14 protein-coding genes and 9 pseudogenes are annotated in these 17,639 nt (G+C 62.5%); 14 read left to right on the forward strand and 9 right to left on the reverse strand.

Features of this window, described 5'->3' with window-relative positions; genetic code table 11:
- The first annotated feature begins 12 nt into the window (after nt 1–12).
- The 7 genes and pseudogenes from L0A91_RS18055 (at nt 13) to L0A91_RS01975 (ending at nt 5,475) form a co-directional block, all read left to right on the forward strand.
- On the forward strand, nt 13–1,500 hold the full coding sequence (locus L0A91_RS18055; RefSeq protein WP_311197943.1) for a ribonuclease HII: 1,488 nt from the start codon (nt 13–15) through the stop codon (nt 1,498–1,500).
- Nucleotides 1,472–1,776: pseudogene (locus tag L0A91_RS01955) on the forward strand (DUF2469 domain-containing protein). The gene L0A91_RS18055 and the pseudogene L0A91_RS01955 overlap by 29 nt, the downstream one beginning before the upstream one ends.
- A 148-nt stretch (nt 1,777–1,924) precedes the next feature.
- Nucleotides 1,925–2,302, forward strand: a complete 378-nt coding sequence (locus L0A91_RS01960) for a YraN family protein (protein ID WP_235245589.1) — start codon at nt 1,925–1,927, stop codon at nt 2,300–2,302.
- A pseudogene (locus tag L0A91_RS01965) lies at nt 2,302–3,605 on the forward strand (YifB family Mg chelatase-like AAA ATPase). Before L0A91_RS01960 ends, L0A91_RS01965 begins: the two are co-directional and overlap by 1 nt.
- Nucleotides 3,602–3,838 (forward strand): hypothetical protein, encoded by a 237-nt coding sequence (locus L0A91_RS18060; protein ID WP_311197944.1) that lies wholly within the window; start codon nt 3,602–3,604, stop codon nt 3,836–3,838. The pseudogene L0A91_RS01965 and the gene L0A91_RS18060 overlap by 4 nt, the downstream one beginning before the upstream one ends.
- A 260-nt stretch (nt 3,839–4,098) precedes the next feature.
- A pseudogene (gene dprA, locus L0A91_RS01970) lies at nt 4,099–4,820 on the forward strand (DNA-processing protein DprA).
- A gap of 190 nt (nt 4,821–5,010) precedes the next feature.
- The gene (locus tag L0A91_RS01975; protein ID WP_235245590.1) at nt 5,011–5,475 is read left to right on the forward strand and encodes a M23 family metallopeptidase; all 465 of its coding nucleotides are present in this window, start codon (nt 5,011–5,013) and stop codon (nt 5,473–5,475) included.
- Nucleotides 5,476–5,521: 46 nt separating this feature from the next.
- Here L0A91_RS01975 and L0A91_RS18065 read toward each other — a convergent pair.
- From L0A91_RS18065 to L0A91_RS18075, 3 genes and pseudogenes are all read right to left on the reverse strand, one after another.
- A pseudogene (locus L0A91_RS18065) lies at nt 5,522–6,437 on the reverse strand (tyrosine recombinase XerC).
- 45 nt (nt 6,438–6,482) lie between these two features.
- Entirely contained in the window at nt 6,483–6,956 is a 474-nt protein-coding gene (locus L0A91_RS18070; RefSeq protein ID WP_311197945.1) for an aminotransferase class I/II-fold pyridoxal phosphate-dependent enzyme, read from the reverse strand.
- Nucleotides 6,938–7,615, reverse strand: a complete 678-nt coding sequence (locus L0A91_RS18075; protein ID WP_311197946.1) for an aminotransferase class I/II-fold pyridoxal phosphate-dependent enzyme — start codon at nt 7,613–7,615, stop codon at nt 6,938–6,940. Before L0A91_RS18075 ends, L0A91_RS18070 begins: the two co-directional genes overlap by 19 nt.
- Nucleotides 7,616–7,857: 242 nt before the next feature.
- On the opposite strand from L0A91_RS18075, the gene rpsB reads away from it, so the two are divergent.
- Together rpsB and tsf are read left to right on the forward strand one after the other, a co-directional pair.
- Entirely contained in the window at nt 7,858–8,769 is a 912-nt protein-coding gene (rpsB, locus tag L0A91_RS01995; protein WP_235245592.1) for a 30S ribosomal protein S2, read from the forward strand.
- A gap of 38 nt (nt 8,770–8,807) precedes the next feature.
- A pseudogene (tsf, locus tag L0A91_RS02000) lies at nt 8,808–9,640 on the forward strand (translation elongation factor Ts).
- A 75-nt stretch (nt 9,641–9,715) separates the two neighbouring features.
- Here the strand turns inward: tsf and nadC are convergent.
- From nadC to L0A91_RS02030, 6 genes and pseudogenes are all read right to left on the reverse strand, one after another.
- Nucleotides 9,716–10,202, reverse strand: a pseudogene (gene nadC, locus L0A91_RS02005) (carboxylating nicotinate-nucleotide diphosphorylase).
- Complete coding sequence (locus L0A91_RS02010) at nt 10,139–10,567, reverse strand: hypothetical protein (RefSeq protein WP_235245593.1); 429 nt, start codon at nt 10,565–10,567, stop codon at nt 10,139–10,141. The pseudogene nadC and the gene L0A91_RS02010 overlap by 64 nt, the downstream one beginning before the upstream one ends.
- Nucleotides 10,564–12,093, reverse strand: coding sequence for an L-aspartate oxidase (locus L0A91_RS02015; RefSeq protein WP_235245594.1), 1,530 nt, complete (start codon nt 12,091–12,093; stop codon nt 10,564–10,566). The genes L0A91_RS02010 and L0A91_RS02015 overlap by 4 nt, the downstream gene beginning before the upstream one ends.
- Before the next feature lie 2 nt (nt 12,094–12,095).
- Nucleotides 12,096–13,073: a quinolinate synthase NadA gene (gene nadA, locus L0A91_RS02020; RefSeq protein WP_235245595.1), complete on the reverse strand. Its 978-nt coding sequence runs from the start codon at nt 13,071–13,073 to the stop codon at nt 12,096–12,098.
- A 124-nt stretch (nt 13,074–13,197) separates the two neighbouring features.
- On the reverse strand, nt 13,198–13,341 hold the full coding sequence (locus L0A91_RS02025; RefSeq protein ID WP_235245596.1) for a hypothetical protein: 144 nt from the start codon (nt 13,339–13,341) through the stop codon (nt 13,198–13,200).
- The gene (locus tag L0A91_RS02030) at nt 13,341–14,087 is read right to left on the reverse strand and encodes a hypothetical protein (protein ID WP_235245597.1); all 747 of its coding nucleotides are present in this window, start codon (nt 14,085–14,087) and stop codon (nt 13,341–13,343) included. Before L0A91_RS02030 ends, L0A91_RS02025 begins: the two co-directional genes overlap by 1 nt.
- 118 nt (nt 14,088–14,205) lie before the next feature.
- On the opposite strand from L0A91_RS02030, the pseudogene pyrH reads away from it, so the two are divergent.
- From pyrH to rlmN, 5 genes and pseudogenes are all read left to right on the forward strand, one after another.
- Nucleotides 14,206–14,957 (forward strand): annotated as a pseudogene (gene pyrH, locus L0A91_RS02035) (UMP kinase).
- Between the two features lie 41 nt (nt 14,958–14,998).
- Nucleotides 14,999–15,565, forward strand: a complete 567-nt coding sequence (gene frr, locus L0A91_RS02040; protein ID WP_235245598.1) for a ribosome recycling factor — start codon at nt 14,999–15,001, stop codon at nt 15,563–15,565.
- Nucleotides 15,566–15,749: 184 nt separating this feature from the next.
- Nucleotides 15,750–16,061 (forward strand): annotated as a pseudogene (locus L0A91_RS17120) (phosphatidate cytidylyltransferase); the annotation flags it as partial.
- A 77-nt stretch (nt 16,062–16,138) separates the two neighbouring features.
- Entirely contained in the window at nt 16,139–16,453 is a 315-nt protein-coding gene (locus L0A91_RS17125; protein WP_260115267.1) for a phosphatidate cytidylyltransferase, read from the forward strand.
- 32 nt (nt 16,454–16,485) lie between these two features.
- Nucleotides 16,486–17,636: pseudogene (rlmN, locus tag L0A91_RS02050) on the forward strand (23S rRNA (adenine(2503)-C(2))-methyltransferase RlmN); the annotation flags it as partial.
- Nucleotides 17,637–17,639 lie beyond the last annotated feature (3 nt).

Below are 17,639 nucleotides of genomic sequence, written 5' to 3' on the forward strand. Positions count from 1 at the left end.
TAAGGACACTTTGTGACGGACGAATCCTCAACTGGTTTCGATCCTGACATGCCGTCGCGCAGGAGTCGACAAGACTCCGGCGCGGCGGCATCGTCGTCTCTAGGGCGCTTTGGTGCTCTGATCAAAGAAATCGCCATGGTGGCGGTCATCGCCTTGGTCGTGTCGTTCTTGATCAAGACGTTCCTGGTGCAGGCCTTCTGGATCCCGTCCGGATCGATGGAGAACACCTTGCAGGTAGGGGACCGGGTGTTGGTCAGCAAGATTCAGGCCGGGCCTGCTGACATCGACCGCGGTGATGTTGTCGTTTTCGAAGACCCCAACGAGTGGCTCCCCGCAATCACCCCCGTTGACCGTGGCCCGTTCTTAAACGGTGCAGTCGATGTCATGGAGTTTGTCGGATTGGCGCCCACGGGCGAGGGCAATCACCTGATCAAGCGAGTGATCGGTGTCAGCGGCGATCATGTCGTCTGTTGTGATGCTGGTGGCCGCATTACGGTGAACGACCAGCCACTGGATGAGGCTTACCTTTATCCGGGCGATGCGCCGAGCACCATCGAATTCGACATCACGGTGCCACAAGACAGCCTCTGGGTGATGGGTGACCACCGTTCCAACTCCGCTGACTCGCGAGTGCACGATGATGGCACCGGGGCTGTTGGCTCGGTGCCGATGGACAACGTTGTGGGACAGGCTTTCGTGCTGGTTTGGCCACTCAACCACCTCGATTGGCTCTCGCCGCCGGACACGCTGAGCCAATCCCGCGCCATGAGCGTGACGCGCGTTAAGAAGATCCCCAGCGGCAAGCCCTCCCTGCGCCACGAACGGACACTGCAACGTCAGGGGTATGACGTGGTCGTGGGCATGGATGAAGTGGGCCGGGGAGCATTGGCTGGGCCGGTCAGCGTGGGGGTGGTAGCGATCAACACCGCAACCAAATCGGCTCCAGCGGGGGTCAAAGACTCCAAATTGCTCAGCGCAGCAGCGCGAGAGCGGATGGTTCCCCAACTGCAGCGGTGGGCCTTGAGTTGGGGGGTGGGCCACGCATACCCAGAAGAGATTGACGCCCACGGGATCATGGCTGGTCTTCGGATCGCTGGTCAGCGTGCCTTGGCGCAACTGGATCTGGTGCCCGACATCATCATCCTCGACGGCAATCACGATTGGCTCACGGTGCCTGAGCAGGTTGGCCTCTTTGGCTTTGCCGACCCGCAGTCTGCGCCGGCTCCACCCGTGCAGACGCTGATCAAGGCAGATATGTCGTGTTCGTCCGTAGCGGCAGCCAGTGTTCTGGCTAAGGTGACTCGAGACAGCATGATGGTTGACCTAGCGACGTCGTATCCGCCCTTCGAGTGGGACCTCAACAAGGGGTACGCTGCGCCGGGTCACCAAGAGGCTTTGCGCGAGCATGGCCCTGCGAGCATCACCGGCGGAGCTGGAACCTCACCGGCGCACACGAGAAGGGACGTCAGGTATGAGCACCGAAGATCTCGAGCGCTATGAGTCCGACATGGAATTGCAGTTGTATCGCGAATATCGCGATGTCGTCGGGCTTTTAGCCATGTCGTAGAGACTGAGCGACGCTTCTATTTGGCCAACGACGTCGATGTGCAGGTCCGGAACGCTGGATCCGAAACGTGGTTTGAGGTCACGATGACCGACGCCTGGGTGTGGGATGTGTATCGGCCGGCCCGATTCGTTAAGAAGGTGCGAGTCATCACCTTTAAAGACGTCAACGTCGAAGAAATCTCCAAGTCAGATCTTGAGGTTCCGTCTTAATCGAGCTGCAGACTCGACGAGCGAAACGAAAAGTAGCTCGGTGGTCATTTCCACACCCCTGCTGTGAGCTTGAGGTTGTCCACCTCGACCGGCTTATGCCCCTGCGCTCCATGCTCACCAGCGAGAGTGAGTGCTGGAGGTGGGGGAGATGCCCAACACGGGAATGTCGCACAAACTTGCTCGCGCAGTGGGGGACCACGGCGAGGAGATCGCAGCAAATCTGGCCTCGGAGTGGGGCTGGCAGATCATTGAGCGCAACTGGCGCTGCCAATGGGGCGAGATCGACCTAGTAGCCCGCGATGGCTCGACCCTGGTCGTTGTCGAGGTGAAGACCAGAAGATCGGCTCGCTTTGGTGCCCCGGTCGAAGCTGTCACGAGGGCAAAGCTGGGGCGGTTGCGCCGGTTGGCGTGGGCCTACGCTCGCGAGCACAAGGTGCAGGCGAGTTTGATCCGGGTTGACGTCATCGGAATCATGCTCCGGCCTGGAGCAGAGCCGTTGGTGCAGCACCTGCGTGGGGTGGCGTGATGGGGTTTGCCTCAACCTTCGCGGTTGGACTCAACGGTGTCCGAGGCGCTGTGGTGCGCGTTGAAGCCTACGGTCACTCGGGGTTGCCCGCCTACGTCGTCACTGGGCTCGCGGACGCAGCCTGTGCTCAAGCCCCCGACCGGGTCCGGGCAGCCACCTCGATCACCGGGGTCGCGCTGACGGCGCAGAGGTGGACCCTCAACCTCTCGCCAGCCAGTGTGCCCAAAAACGGCAGCGGCTTTGACTTGGCCCTGGCCGTTGCTCTGCTTGCTGCTGACCGAAAGATCACTGCTCGGCAGTCTGCGGATTTTGGACACATCGGTGAATTGGGGTTGGACGGCACGGTTCGACCCGTCGCCGGGGTGCTGCCGATGGTTTTGGCTCTCTCTGAGGCGGGGGTTAGCAATGTGATGGTCCCGTTGGGTAGCGCTCGTGAGGCGGCTCTAGTGACTGGGGTTCAGGTCATTGCCGTGCGGGACTTGGCTGACGTGTTGGCCTTCTACGAGGGATTGGCGCAAGGCGACGAGCCGCCATTGTTGGGTATCCCGCTCTCAAAACGGGGCCCAATCGAGCACCCTGACATGTCCGACGTCGTGGGACAGCCCGAAGCCAGGCTCGGCCTGGAGGTCGCGGCTGCTGGGCGTCATCACATGTTGCTCATCGGGCCACCCGGTGCAGGAAAGACAATGTTGGCAGAGCGGATGCCATCGGTGCTCCCACCCCTGCCTTATGACCAAGCGATCGAAGTCACGAGCATTCATTCGGTTCTGGGTGAGTTGCCGGGCAGCGAAGATCTGATCGAGCGGGCGCCGTTCGTGGCGCCGCATCATGGGGCCTCGATGTCTGCAGTGATCGGTGGCGGATCGGGCCGGGTGCGGCCAGGCGCGGTGTCCCGGGCCCACCAAGGTGTTCTTTTCTTGGATGAGGCCCCGAGTTCCGGCGAGATGTCCTCGACGGACTGCGCCAACCGCTGGAGTCTGGCCGAGTGGTGATTGCGCGAGCAGAGCGCCACGTGCATCTGCCGGCTAGCTTTCAACTGGTGCTGGCAGCCAACCCGTGTCCGTGTGGCCACGGCTACGGCAAGGGCGCAAAGTGCACTTGCACACCCGCCGCCCGCAGGGCCTATCTCGCCAAATTATCCGGGCCACTACTGGATCGCATGGATGTGCGCCTGAACGTGCTGCCCGTCGCTCGGGTAGATCTGATGGCGCCGGCGGGCGAGACGTCTGCCGACATCAGCGCACGAGTGTTGCAAGCCCGTGAAAAGCAAGGGCACGGTGGAGCGCCAAAGGCTGGCAAGTGAATGCTCAGGCACCGGGCCGCGAATTGCGTGATGGCCGATTTCGACTGCCCGCGAGGGTGCGATCAACCATCGATCGGGCGCTTGATCGCGGTGATCTCACGCTGCGCGGATATGACCGATGCCTGCGGGTCGCCTGGACCGTTGCCGATCTGCAAGGCCACGAGACCCCGACGGCTGATGATCTGGGCGTGGCTTTGAGCCTACGAAATCACGGGGGAGTGCGAGCGGCATGAGTGAGCCAGCGACGGGGACGGAAGCCACAAGAGGCCCGGATGTAGACGATCTGCGGGTCAGGATCACCTGGGCAAGAATCGCCGAGCCACAAGACAAGCTGGCACGCAGACTCATCGAGCAATGGGGTTTACCTGAAGCTCTGGAGCGCGTGCAGACCAGCATCTCGCGCGGAGGCGGCAAGGAACGCGACGTCGAAGTCGACATCGGAGCAAGATTTGCTGCCCGGTTGGCCCATGTGGACGTCGACCGCGAGTTAGAAATGGCCGCCAAAGTGGGTGCCGTCATTCTGTTACCCGGCCAGCCGGGATGGCCATCCCGACTTGATGAGTTAGAGCACCCACCCTGGGCGCTGTGGTCTCGAGGTGAGCAGTCCCCAGCCGTTGCCTGTCATCGATCGATCTCGATAGTGGGCGCTCGCGCCAGCACTCACTATGGAGACCGAGAGGCGTCCACCCTGGCTGGTGAATTGTGCGACCAGGGTTTCAGCATCGTCTCCGGTGCGGCCTACGGGATCGACGCCGCCGCCCACCGTGGAGCGCTCGCCGCGGGTGGCTGCACGCTCGCGTTGTTGGCCTGCGGTGTTGATCGGGCCTATCCGGCCCGGCATAGCAATTGCTGGCTCAAATCGCCGAGAGCGGCGCGGTCCTCAGCGAAGTCCCACCGGGTGCAGCGCCTCTGCGGACTCGATTCTTGGCCAGGAACCGCCTGATTGCCGCGGCCAGCGGTGGCACGGTGATGGTGGAAGCGGGTCTGCGCTCTGGAGCCAGGAGCACGGTGTCGGAAGCGGTCGCCCTGAATAGGCCGGTGGGGGCGCTACCGGGGCCGGTGACCTCGATGGTCTCCGCTGGCTGCCATGAAGAGATTCGAGCAGGTCGGGCCGTGCTGGTCACCGACGCAGCCGAGGTGCGTGATCTGTGTGGCGCGTTAGGCGAGGACATGGCACCGCTCAAAGCGGTCCCCATCGCTCGCATGACGGCTTAGAAGGGCTTGAGTTGAGGGTGTGGGAATGTCTGAGGCCACCTGGCCGGCGCGGAATGGACGTTGAAGAAGTCACCCGCGTCGCGGGGCTCAGCGCGCTGGAGGCGTTGTCAGCGCTAGGCCAACTTGAAGCGAGTCGGCGGGTTCGTAGGGAGGGGCTTCGATGGCAACGGGTCTAGTAAAGAGGCTGCCGATGTTGATTGCTGTGGTGGCGCTTGTGCTGCCGCCCTTTGTTGAGTCGGAGCCGATCTGGGAATGGCCACAGGGGCGGGAGGTGGCGGTGAGAGAGGCGTTCGATCCGCCGGCTCAACGTTGGCTGCCTGGCCACCGCGGAGTCGACTTGTCTGGAGTCGATGGGGACCAGCTCTATGCAGTGGACGAGGGTGTGGTCGCCTTTAGCGGCTCGATTGCGGGCATCGGCATTCTGTCCATTGCCCACGAAGGCGGCATCAACAGCACCTACCAACCCATCAACGCCTCAGTCTCGAAGGGCGATCGCGTGGCGCGGGGTGAGCCTATCGGGCATCTGGTTGAAGGGATGGACCACTGCGCGATCGGGACTTGCCTGCACCTTGGCGCAAAACGGGGAGATGCCTACCTCGACCCGATGTTTCTCTTACAGGGCTACGAGGTGGTGCTGTTGCCTACGCGGGGCTAGCTTGCTGGGCGTGGCCGGCCCCTGCCGCAATGGCATGGGGTGGTGACTAGGCCCGCGGGTGTGCTTGCCGATAGGCAGCGCGGAGCCGCTCAGTCGAAACGTGCGTGTAGATCTGCGTGGTCGCCAAACTGGCGTGGCCGAGCACTTCTTGCACGGTCCGCACGTCGGCGCCGCCATCGAGCAGGTGAGTCGCCGCGCTATGCCGCAACGCGTGGGGTGAAGCGTCGGGTGCATCGGGTAAGTGCTGAAGCAGATCGCTGAGGGCGGCTCGGATCTGGCGTTGGTCGGCTCGCTTGCCTTTCCTGCCCAATAGAAGCGCTGCGCCAGATTCTGCTGTCACCAGCTGTGGGCGAGCGCCCTTGAGATAGGCCTCGATGGCATCGCTAGCCGGTTTGCCAAAGGGCACGACGCGCTGCTTTTTGCCCTTACCCAGGACTCGCACGGTGGCATCCATCAAATCGACGTCGTCGATGTCGAGCCCAACGAGCTCGCCTACCCGGATGCCGCTGGCGTACAACAACTCCAGCGCAGCCCTATTGCGCGCGTGCAAGGGTCACCGTCATCGCTAGCCAGGGCTGCAAGGTCGAGCAGTCCACTTGCCTGGTCGGCAGCCAACACTTCGGGCAGGTGGCGTTCTTTGGCTGGAGCCACTAAGCGCAGTGAGGGATCAGCGACGATGACACCGCGGTCAAGAGCCCAGCGAAAAAAGTCTTGGCGCTCGCACACCGGCGCGAAATGGTGGAGCGCGCCGCGCCAGATTCGCTTTGCAGCGCCAACCAGGAGCGCAGCACACGAAGGGTCACGTGATGAATCGAGGTGATCCCTTGCTTGGCGAGCGCGTCATTGAGGGAGCGCAGATCACCCAGGTAGGCACGCACCGTGTGCTCTGACCTGCCCTGCGAAACCTGCAGATGATCGGCAAAGGAGTCGAGCAGCGTTGCCGGGAGTGCCTGCTGCGACATCTCAGGGCGTTTTCGCGGGGCCAGCGGCGAGGGCGGAGAGTTTGTTTAACCCGGCGCTGATGGTCTCTGGCAGCTTGCAATAGGCCAGTCGCACCAACGATGCCGAGTGTTCAGTCGTGACGCAGAACGCAGAGACGGGCACGGCGACCACGCCATACTCTTGTGGCGCTCGCCTACAGAAGGCAAGGGCATCTTCACCGCCAACGCCGGAGACGTCGGCCACGACGAAGTACGTCCCCGCTGGCTGCGCAAAGGTATGCCGATCTCAGTCAGGCCAGCAAGGAGCAAATCGCGGCGCGACTGCAAATCTTCGGCGCCAGCCGCGAAGAACTCATCCGGGAAGCCCAAGCCTTCGGCGATCGCATCCTGGAACGGACCGGAAGCCGCGAAGGTCATCACCTGCTTGACCGCCTTAACTGCGGAGATCAACTCAGCACTTCCATGGACCCAGCCGACTTTCCATCCAGTGGCTGAAAAGGTTTTGCCACCTGAAGAGATCGTCAGGGTCCGCTGCGCCATCCCTGGCAGCGCGGCGATCGGCGTGTGAGTGTGACCGTCAAAACTAAGTGCTCATAGACCTCATCGCTGATGACGATCAGGTCGTGCGCACTGGCGATGGCGGCCAACTGGTCCAACTCTTCTTTGCTAAACACTCGCCCGGTCGGGTTGTGCGGGTTGTTCAGCATGATGGCCCGGGTGCGGCTGTTGATCTGCGCCTCGAGCCCGTCGAAGTCCAAGGCGAAATCGGGAAAGAGCATCGGGACTGTGCGCTGAACGCCACCGGCAAGTGCTATCGCCGAGGCGTAAATGTCGAAGAACGGCTCGAAGGTGATGACCTCATCGCCAGGCTCCACGAGGGCAAGCACCGATGCGGTCAGCGCCTCGGTCGCACCGACTGTCACCAACACTTCGGTGTCGGGGTCAACAGTGAGCCCATAGAACCGGCGTTGATGCTCGGCAATTGCTTGTCGCAGCACTGGCTTGCCGATCCCCGGGGCGTATTGGTTAGCGCCGCCAGCGATCTGGTCCTGGGCAATCTGCTTCAACGAAGCAGGTGTGTCTTGGTCAGGAAACCCTTGGCCCAGGTTGACCGCTTCGTATTGGAGCGCGCGTTGAGTCATCTCAGAGAAGATCGAATCCGCGAACCCTTGCATCCGGCTAACTAGTGGTGACGACATACCTCCACCGTAGTAGGAGAGTCACTCATGACCAGGCCAATCGAGGCGTGCTCACCGATTTCGTGTCCTTGTGCTCAAGGCTTAGACTTAGACCACGCTCAGTGTGCTCACTGGGCGAATTCGCGTGTCATCGAGCCACCCGCAATGAGTGGGCCAACCTTCGCGGTCCGCAGCAGAAGCTGCGGTGGAGGTGGGTGGTGGCACCAGGGCCAACTGCACATCTAAAGAAAGAGAGACACGGCATGGCCGTCGTCACAATGCGTCAACTCCTCGACAGCGGTGTCCACTTCGGACACCAGACTCGTCGTTGGAACCCGAAGATGAAGCGCTTCATCATGACCGAGCGCAATGGCATCTACATCATCGACCTGCAGCAGTCGCTGACCTACATCAACGAAGCGTACGAGTTCGTGAAGCAGACCGTTGCTCACGGTGGCTCGGTGCTTTTCGTGGGCACGAAGAAGCAGGCTCAGGAGTCCATTGCCGAGCAGTCGACTCGCGTGGGCATGCCCTACGTGAACTACCGCTGGTTGGGTGGAATGCTCACCAACTTCGGCACCATCTCCAAGCGTTTGTCGCGCCTCAAGGAGCTCGAAGAGGTGAACTTCGACGATGTGGCCGGTTCGGGCCGCACCAAGAAGGAGCTTCTGATGATGCGTCGCGAGAAGGACAAGCTCGACCGCACCCTTGGTGGTATCCGCGACATGGGCCGCGTTCCGTCGGCCATCTGGGTCGTTGACACCAAGAAGGAGCACCTCGCAGTTACTGAGGCTCGCAAGCTTGGCGTTCCCGTGATCGCCATCCTCGACACCAACTGCGACCCCGACGAGGTCGACTACAAGATCCCCGGCAACGACGACGCCATCCGCTCGGTCACTCTGTTGACCCGCGTGATCGCCGACGCTGTTGCTGATGGTCTGATTGCTCGCTCCGGCGGCGGCTCCAGCACCGACGAGGCCGCTGAGCCGATGGCTGAGTGGGAGCGCGAGTTGCTCGCTGGCTCCGAGGAGACCAAGGCCGCTGACACCGAGGCTGCTGCCCCGGCCGCGACCGAAGAAGCTCCTGCTGCTGAGGCTCCTGCTGCTGAGGCTCCTGCTGCTGAGGCTGCCGACACCGAGGCTGCCGCTCCGGCCGCCGACGAGTCCAAGTCCTGATTCTTCCTTCCTTCTTCTTTAAGGAGCACAGAACAGATATGGCGAACTACACGATTGCCGATGTTAAGGCTCTGCGTGAGCAGACTGGCGCCGGCATGATGGACGTCAAGAAGGCTCTTGACGAGGCCGAGGGCGACAGCTCCAAGGCACGCGACATCTTGCGCGTCAAGGGCCTCAAGGGTGTGACCAAGCGTGAGGGCGTGCAGCCTCCAACGGTCTGGTCCGCGTCCAGGTTGAGAACAACGTTGGCACCATGGTTGAGGTCAACTGCGAGACCGACTTCGTCGCCAAGGGCCCGAAGTTCGGCGAGCTGGCCGACGAGATGTTGGCACAGGCCGCTGCGGTTGGCGCTGTCGACGCGGAGACCTTCCTGGACTCCGAGCGTGATGGCAAGACTGTCAAGGAAATCCTCGACGAGGCCAACGCGGCCATCGGCGAGAAGATCGAGGTCCGTCGCGTTGCACGCGTCGAGGCCGCTGACGGTGGCGCTGTCGTGTCCTACCTGCACAAGACGAGCCCCGACCTGCCCGCGCAGATCGGCGTCTTGGTGGCAACGGACGGCGACGAGCAGCTCTCGCGTGACATCGCGATGCACGTCGCAGCCTTCAGCCCGACCGTGTTGACTCGTGACGAGGTCGACGCTGAGACCGTTGAGTCTGAGCGTCGCATCGCCGAGGAGACCGCACGCGAGGAGGGCAAGCCCGAGGCTGCTCTTTCGCGGATCATCGAAGGCCGCGTCAACGGCTACTTCAAGGAGAACGTCCTGCTCGACCAGGCGTTCGCCAAGGAGCCACAGAAGTCCGTGGCCCAGGTGGCCAAGGAAGGCGGCCTCGAAATCTCCTCCTTCGTGCGCTTCAAGGTTGGCGTCTGATCTTCACCTGATCAGCTAGACAATGGCTGTGGCCGGATCCCATCGGGGGTCCGGCCACAGCCATTGTGTATGCCGTCAGTCGCCGACCGCGTCCAACCCAAGATCGAGCGTGGGGGCACTGTGGGTGATCCAGCCGGCTGAGATGGTGTCCACGCCGGTCTTGGCGATATCGCGCACCGTGCTCAGCGTGACATTGCCGAAGCCTCGATGGTCATCCGCCCATCGATCAGAGCGACAGCCTCGCGCAGCATTATCGGTGGCATGTTGTCGAGCATCACCACATCAACCGGGCTCTGGAGCAGTTCGCGCAACTGGTCCAGGGTGTCGACCTCAACTTCAATTGCAACGAGGTGGCCCACCGACGCTCGAACACTTTGAACGGCGGCAGTGATGCTGCCAGCGACCGCGATGTGGTTGTCCTTGATCAGCACGGCATCGTCAAGGCCAAAGCGATGATTCTTGCCACCACCGCAGCGCACGGCAACTTCTCCAACGCCCTCAGACCCGGCGTAGTTTTCCGCGTGCAGGTGATCGCAGTGCCTGTGCCAGCCACGGCGTCCACCAGTTTCGTCGTCTCGGTGGCGACGCCACCAGATGGCCTAGGAAGTTCAACGCGACCCGTTCGGCGGTCAGGATGCTCGCGGCTTGGCCGGAAATACTGGCAACTTCTTGACCGGCGATCACGCGAGCGCCATCGCTCACCATGCTGGTGTACCTGACGCCGGTATCGACAAGACGATAAGTCTCGCGCGCGACCTCTTGGCCAGCGATGGTTCCGGCTTGGCGAGCAACAATGTTGAAGACTGCTTGGGTGCCAGAGCCGACGGTGGCCGTGGTTGTTATGTCTCCGACCCGGCCCAGGTCTTCGGCCAATGCCAACCGCATGGTGTCGGCATACAGGATCGTGGGCAGGGGAGTAATGCTCATCGGGCGCTCCTGGCGGTTGTTTGCGCGGCCATCACGGTGTGCTGAGCCTCGCCGAGGCGCAGCACGGGGTGGTCGCTGCGGAAATGTCCTCCTCGGCTTTCCAGGCGAGCAAGCGCAGACTTCAACACCATTGTGGCGACGGCCGCCGATGGCGGGTTGCTCCGATAGTGGTGCTCGATGAGGTCGATAGCCCCCTGCAAGCCCTGCGCATCGCGGACCAGCCCTGCTGCGCTGGTCATCAGCGGTGCGATGGTGGCAAGAGCACGCCACGACTCAACCTGGCGTTGGATGAGAAATGCAGCGTGGTCGTGCGACGGCGCGGCAACAGCGCGCGGCGTGCCGAGGGCACTGCCGGGATCACGTGCATCATCGAGAAGGTCCACTGCGGCTTCCCGTCCAGTCACGACAGCCTCGAGCAAGGAGTTGCTTGCCAAGCGATTGGCGCCATGCAGCCCGGTGCTGGCCACCTCACCCACGGCCCACAGCCCGGGGACTGACGTCCGTCCGTGAGCATCGACCAGCAGGCCACCGCAGTGATAGTGGGCAGCCGGCCGCACCGGAATGAGGTCCAGGCGTGGGTCCAAGCCTTCCTGCAGGCAGGCCCTCATCATGGCGGGGAAGTGCGCTGAGAGGTCTGCGCCGACTGCCCGGGCATCGAGGAACACGTAGTGGCCAGCCAAGGTTTGGTCGTGGATAGCCCGAGCTACCACGTCGCGGGCGGCCAGGGAATCGACGAATTCTTGGTTCTCGTTATTGACCAACACCGCTCCGTGCCCGCGCACCGCTTCACTGATCAACGGCATCGGACCTGGGCCAGCGAAGAGCGCTGTGGGGTGGAATTGCACCATCTCCAGGTCTCGGGCCAAGGCGCCCTGCTCCAACCCGAGGGCCAACCCCGAACCCATCGCGCCGGCTGGGTTGGTGCTGAACTGCCAGAGCGAGCCAGCGCCGCCGGTCGCCAGCACCACGGCGCTTGCGGCGATGGTGCGGACAGTCTCACCGTGTTGGACCGTGACACCTGTGATGTGACCCTCTTGCGAGATCAATTCGAGGGCAGTGTGATGTTCAGCCACCGTGATCGAGGGCGTTCGGCGAACTGAGTCCACGATGGCCTGCATGATGAAGTGGCCGCTGGTGTCGCCGCCAATATGCAAGACCCGTGGTCGGCCGTGGGCACCTTCCAAAGCCATGTCGTACTGACCGGAGGTATTGACGTCGAACTGCACGCCGTTGGTCTCTAGGAAGTCGACAGCCTGTGCGCCCTGACGCACAATGTGCTGGACGGCCTGGGCATCGCACAGCCCAGCACCAGCGGCCAGGGTGTCGTTCACGTGCTCAGCAATGCTGCCGCCTGGCCCCACGGCGGCTGCGATGCCGCCCTGTGCCCAGTCGCTCGCGCATACCCCAGGGAATTCACCTGAGGTCAGGACCAGGCAGGGGTGCGGCGCCAACGAGAGGGCGGTGGTCAGACCAGCCAGCCCAGCGCCCACGATGACGATGGGGCCCTGCGTCTGGCCAGCAGCCATGGTTACTTCACGTCCAACATGCGTTGCACAGCCAATCGAGCCCGATCAGCCACATCGGGGTCGATCTCGACCGGGTGGCTCATGGTCTCCAACGCGCGCCGGATATTTGCCAGGGTGATCCGCTTCATGTGTGGGCAGAGGTTGCAGGGGCGGACAAACTCGACTTCGGGCATCCCGGCGGCGATGTTGTCGCTCATGGAGCACTCGGTGATCAACGCGACCTTGGCGGGTTTGGTGGTTTCGACAAAGTTGAGCATCTGGGCGGTTGATCCGGACATGTCCGAAACCGCGATCACCTCCGGTGGGCACTCGGGGTGAGCCACCACCACTGCTCCGGGGTGGTCGGTCCGAATCTGCTCGATGTCACCGGGGCTGAAGCGCTCGTGCACTTCGCAGTGACCGGCCCAGGTGATGACCTCGACGTCGGTCTGAGCAGCAATGTTTTGGGCTAAGTACTCATCGGGCAGCATGATGACGCGATCAACACCGAGGGACTCGACGACCTTGATCGCATTGCCCGACGTGCAGCAGATATCACTCTCTGCCTTCACCGCGGCAGAGGTGTTGACGTAGGTGACGATCGGCACCCCTGGGTATGTCTCGCGCAAGCCGCGCACGTCGGTGGCGGTGATGCTCTCCGCCAATGAGCAGCCAGCGCGCAGGTCCGGGATGAGGACGGTGCGGTCTGGGTTCAGCATCTTGGTGGTCTCCGCCATGAAGTGCACACCGGCCATCACGATGACGTCTGCCTCGACATCGACCGATTCACGAGCCAGCGCGAGTGAGTCGCCCACGATGTCGGCTACGCAGTGAAAGATCTCTGGCGTTTGATAGTTGTGCGCCAGGATGACCGCATTGCGTTCCTTCTTGAGCCGATTGATGGCCTCAATGTCAGCCTCGAAGCCAGCCCACTCAACCTCGGGTACGACGTGCTCGATGCGGCGGTACAACGATTGGGTGTCGATGGTCGTCGTGCTCATAGGGATGCACCTCATCTCAATGTCAGCCTTATGCTGACTCTGAGCAATACTGTAATGCTTCATTTGAGCATAAGTGTCACAAGGGCAGGAAAGAGACGAGTTTCACATGTGGGAGCGCGAATGCTCAGGGGCGGGCAATAGGCAGTTTTGTCCCTGCCACGCTGCGAACGTCCAAGACATCGCGCCGGAAGCGGTACGCCTTGGCCGGGCGACCTCCGGTGGCCGAAACGGTCGCTCCAGTTTCCTCGACGAGGTCTTGCTGCAGCATCAGTCGGCGGAAGTTCTGCTTGTGCAGGGCGTGCCGGCCAACGACTCAACCACCGATTGCAACTGCCCCAGGGTGAACTCTGGAGGCATCAACTCAAAGACGACGGGGCGATACTGAATCTTGGCCCGCAGCCGTGCGAGGCCGGTGGCGAGGATGCGGCGGTGATCTTGCTCCATCGCTCGGCCAGGGGCGGGCGCAGACAGCGAGGTGGAGCCCGGTGATTCGGGAAGTAAACCTGCTTCATACAGGAGTTCGTATCGGTTGAGCACCAGGTCGGAGCGCCACGGACGTTGGTCCAGCCCGAAGGTGACAGCGGCCCGTAGTGCGCGTTCTGCGCCTGGCTGGCCCGCTTCCAGGGACCACCGCTGCAACGCGGCTAGCCACGGCGTCGTGGTTGGGGCGCCTCCACGGCGATCTTCCCAGCCGAAATAGTCATACCAAGGCCGCCATCCGGCCTCACCGGCGTTTCCGCGAGTCAAGCCCAGATAGGAGACCGAGAGAACCCGAATGTCCCCGGTTTCCCGGCCAGGGTCGGCAAAGGTGTAGAGCTGCTCGACATAACCCAGCTCATGTCCGGTCTGACGCTCTACCCACGCCCGCATACCTGACTGCATGGTTTGGTGGTCTGACTGCAGGGGGCCAGAGGGCAGCCGGGTGCCCTCTCCTGCCGTGAGCACCATAGGCACGCCGTCGATCACGGAGGTGATGACTGCCACCAACTCGGCTCGCATTTGCTCATCGCTCACGACGCCATCATGCCTTGCCTTACGTCACCAGATGGGTGAGCCGCTCCGAATGTGGCAGTATCGAGCGACCGCTGAAGTTAGTCGCGCTGCCGGGAGGCCAAAAATGAATGATGCGCCGATGAACGACCACGACGGGGATGTTCCGCTGCAAGATAAGCCGGAATCAATCAGGCGTGTGCTGCTGAAACTGTCGGGGGAGGCGTTCGGTGGGGGCAACATCGGGGTAGATCCCGATGTTGTGCGCGGTATCGCGCGCCAGATCGCATCAGCGATCAGCGACGACGTGCAGGTGGCCATCGTTATCGGGGTGGAAACTTCTTCCGGGGTGCTGAGTTGCAACAACGGGGCATGGAACGTGCGCGCGCTGACTACATGGGCATGCTGGGCACGGTGATGAACTGTCTCGCGCTGCAGGACTTCCTGGAAAAGGAAGGCATTAACACGCGCGTGCAGACGGCGATCACGATGGGGCAGGTTGCTGAGCCCTACATCCCTCGTCGCGCGATTCGCCACCTGGAGAAGGGCCGGGTCGTCATCTTCGGTGCCGGCGCTGGCATGCCGTACTTCTCCACCGACACGGTTTCGGCCCAGCGGGCGCTTGAGATCAAGTGCGACGCGGTCTTGATGAGCAAGCATGGGGTCGACGGCGTCTACACCGCTGACCCACGCGTTGACTCTGAAGCAGTGAAACTCGATCAGTTGACCTTCTCCGAAGCGCTGGCCCAAAACCTGCGAGTGGTGGATGCTGCGGCGTTCAGCCTGTGCATGGACAACGACCTGCCGATGCTGGTTTTCGGGATGGATAACCCGGGGACTATTGCGGCCGCTATTCAAGGTGAGAAGATTGGGACATTGGTGACCGCAGGCTGAGTGCCGAGGTCAACAACCACCACAAGGAGCAAGGCGTATTTATGTCAGAAGAAACTGAAATGGTCATGCTTGAGGCCGAAGAAAAGATGGGCAAGGCCGTTGAGGTCGCCCGCGAGGACATGTCCTCGATTCGCACTGGTCGTGCCCACCCGAGTTTGTTCAGCAAGCTGACCGTGGAGTACTACGGTGCGCCCACGCCGCTGCAGCAACTTGCGTCTTTCCAGGTGCAGGACGCCCGCACGGTTCTGATCGTGCCCTTCGACAAGAGCTCCATGAGCGCGATCGAAAAGGCGCTGCGCGAGTCGGATCTGGGCGTAAACCCGGGCAACGACGGCAACCAAATCCGCATCGTGATGCCGCAGCTGACCGAAGAGCGCCGCAAGGACTACATCAAATTGGCTCGCACCAAGGGTGAAGACGCCAAGATTGCCGTGCGCAACGTGCGTCGCCACACCAAGGACGCCATCGATAAGTCCGTCAAGGACGGCGACATCGGTGAGGACGAGGGCAACCGCGCTGAAAAAGAACTTGAGGCGCTCACGAAGAAGCACGCCGACCAGGTCGATGAGCTGCTGAAGAACAAGGAGGCAGAGCTCCTCGCGGTGTGATGATGACCAACGCTCCCACCTCCCGACGGGCCTACCGCAATAAGCGACGGGCCGAAGACTTGGCCGCGCGAGAAAATACCCCGTCGCGCGCCGGTCGGAATCTGCCTGCCGCCATCGGGGTGGGTGTTGGGCTGGTCCTCGTCATCATGGCTTCGCTATTTTTTGGAAGCCAGCCTTCGTCATCGTGCTGACCGCAGCGGCCGCGTTGGCCGTCACCGAATTGATTGATGCGCTCAAAGAAGGGCGGGTCAACGTCCCCTACGTCCCCGTCATGGGTGGGACTTTGGTATTGGGCGCAACCGCATACATCGCTGGTACGGAGGGGCTGGCTGGGGGATTCGCCCTGGCCTGCCTCTTGGTGCTGGTCTGGCGGGCCTCCGAACGAGGCGAACACGCCTTGCGCGATGTGGCCGGCGGAGTTTTTGTCTTGGCCTACGTGCCGCTGTTGGCCGGTATCGCTGTCCTGATGGTGGCTGAGGACGACGGGCCAGCGCGGGTGCTCACCTTCATCTTGGTCACTATTGCTAGCGATACGGGTGGCTACATGTTTGGTGTCCTGTGGGGCAACACCCCATGGCCCCATCCCTCAGCCCGAAGAAGTCGTGGGAAGGCTTCACCGGATCAGTGGTGTGGAGCGTCGCGGTCGGGATTGCCGCTGTCGTCCTGTTGCTTGACGGTTCTTGGCTGGTCGGCGTAATGGTCGGAGTTGCCGCGGCGTGTTTCGCCACTGTCGGTGATCTCGCGGAGTCAACCTTGAAGCGGGACCTGGGCATCAAGGACATGGGCTCCATCCTGCCGGGCCACGGCGGCATCATGGACCGGATGGACTCGCTGCTGGTTGTCGTGCCGGTGACCTGGGCATTGTTGACGATTTTTGTCCCGGTGTAGCACCGCGTTATAAACCTGAGACACTGGAGGGGATGAGCACTGATCTTCCTACTCCGACCGCAGCGCCCCCGCCGGGAGCCCTGACCTTCAAGGCACCCAAGCGGGGCAAGGCTCCCAAGCACTTGGCAGACCTCGACGTGGCTGAACGCCGCGAGTGGGCTGCTGAACTGGGGCAGCAGAAGTTCCGCGCTGACCAACTCTCGCGCCACTACTTTGAGCGTCTTGTCGTTGACCCGGAGGAAATGACTGACCTCCCCGCGGCGACCCGTGGCGATATTGCAGGCGTCATGCTGCCGGAGTTGCTGACTCCATTCGCACCCTCACCGCGGACGGTGGCGACACCGTCAAGCAGGTGCACAAACTGCACGACGGCGCCATGGTCGAAGCGGTCCTGATGCGCTACCCCGGCCGGGTCACTATGTGTATCTCAAGCCAGGCTGGCTGCGGGATGAACTGCCCTTCTGCGCCACTGGCCAGGCTGGCCTCACGCGCAACCTGTCCACCGCCGAAATTGTCGAGCAGGTCGTTGCTGGTGCCCGTGCGGTTCGTCAAGGCACCGTGCAAGGCGTTGGCGGAGACGGGTCCACCGAGCAGGCCCTGCGTGTCTCCAACGTGGTCTTCATGGGCATGGGTGAAGCCCTCGCTAACTACAAGGCAGCGATGGGCGCGATCCGCCGCATGGTTGAGCCCGCACCCTCTGGTCTGGGTATGTCCGCTCGTCACATCACGATGTCCACCGTCGGCTTGGTGCCAGCAATCGACAAGTTGGCTGGGGAAGGTATCCCGGTGACATTGGCGCTGTCGCTGCACGCCCCGATGACGAACTGCGTAACGAACTCGTGCCGATCAACACCCGGTGGAAGGTCGACGAAGCGCTGGACGCCGCCTACCGCTACTACGAAGCAACCGGTCGCCGAGTCAGCATTGAGTATGCGCTGATCAAGGACATCAATGACCACGCCTGGCGGGCTGACCTGCTCGGCGAAAAGCTTGCTGCGCGCGGCAAGGGCTGGTGGCACGTCAACCCGATCCCGTTGAACCCGACGCCAGGCTCCAGTGGACTGCGTCGCGCCCCGGAGTTGAGCAGCAGTTCGTTGAGCGCTTGCGGGCGCACGGCATTCCCACCACCGTGCGGGACACCCGTGGCTCGGACATCGACGGCGCCTGCGGCCAGTTGGCCGCGACA

It is taken from the genome of Ornithinimicrobium sp. INDO-MA30-4, assembly GCF_021535045.1.
In the GTDB taxonomy this organism is placed as follows: Bacteria; Actinomycetota; Actinomycetes; order Actinomycetales; family Dermatophilaceae; genus Ornithinicoccus.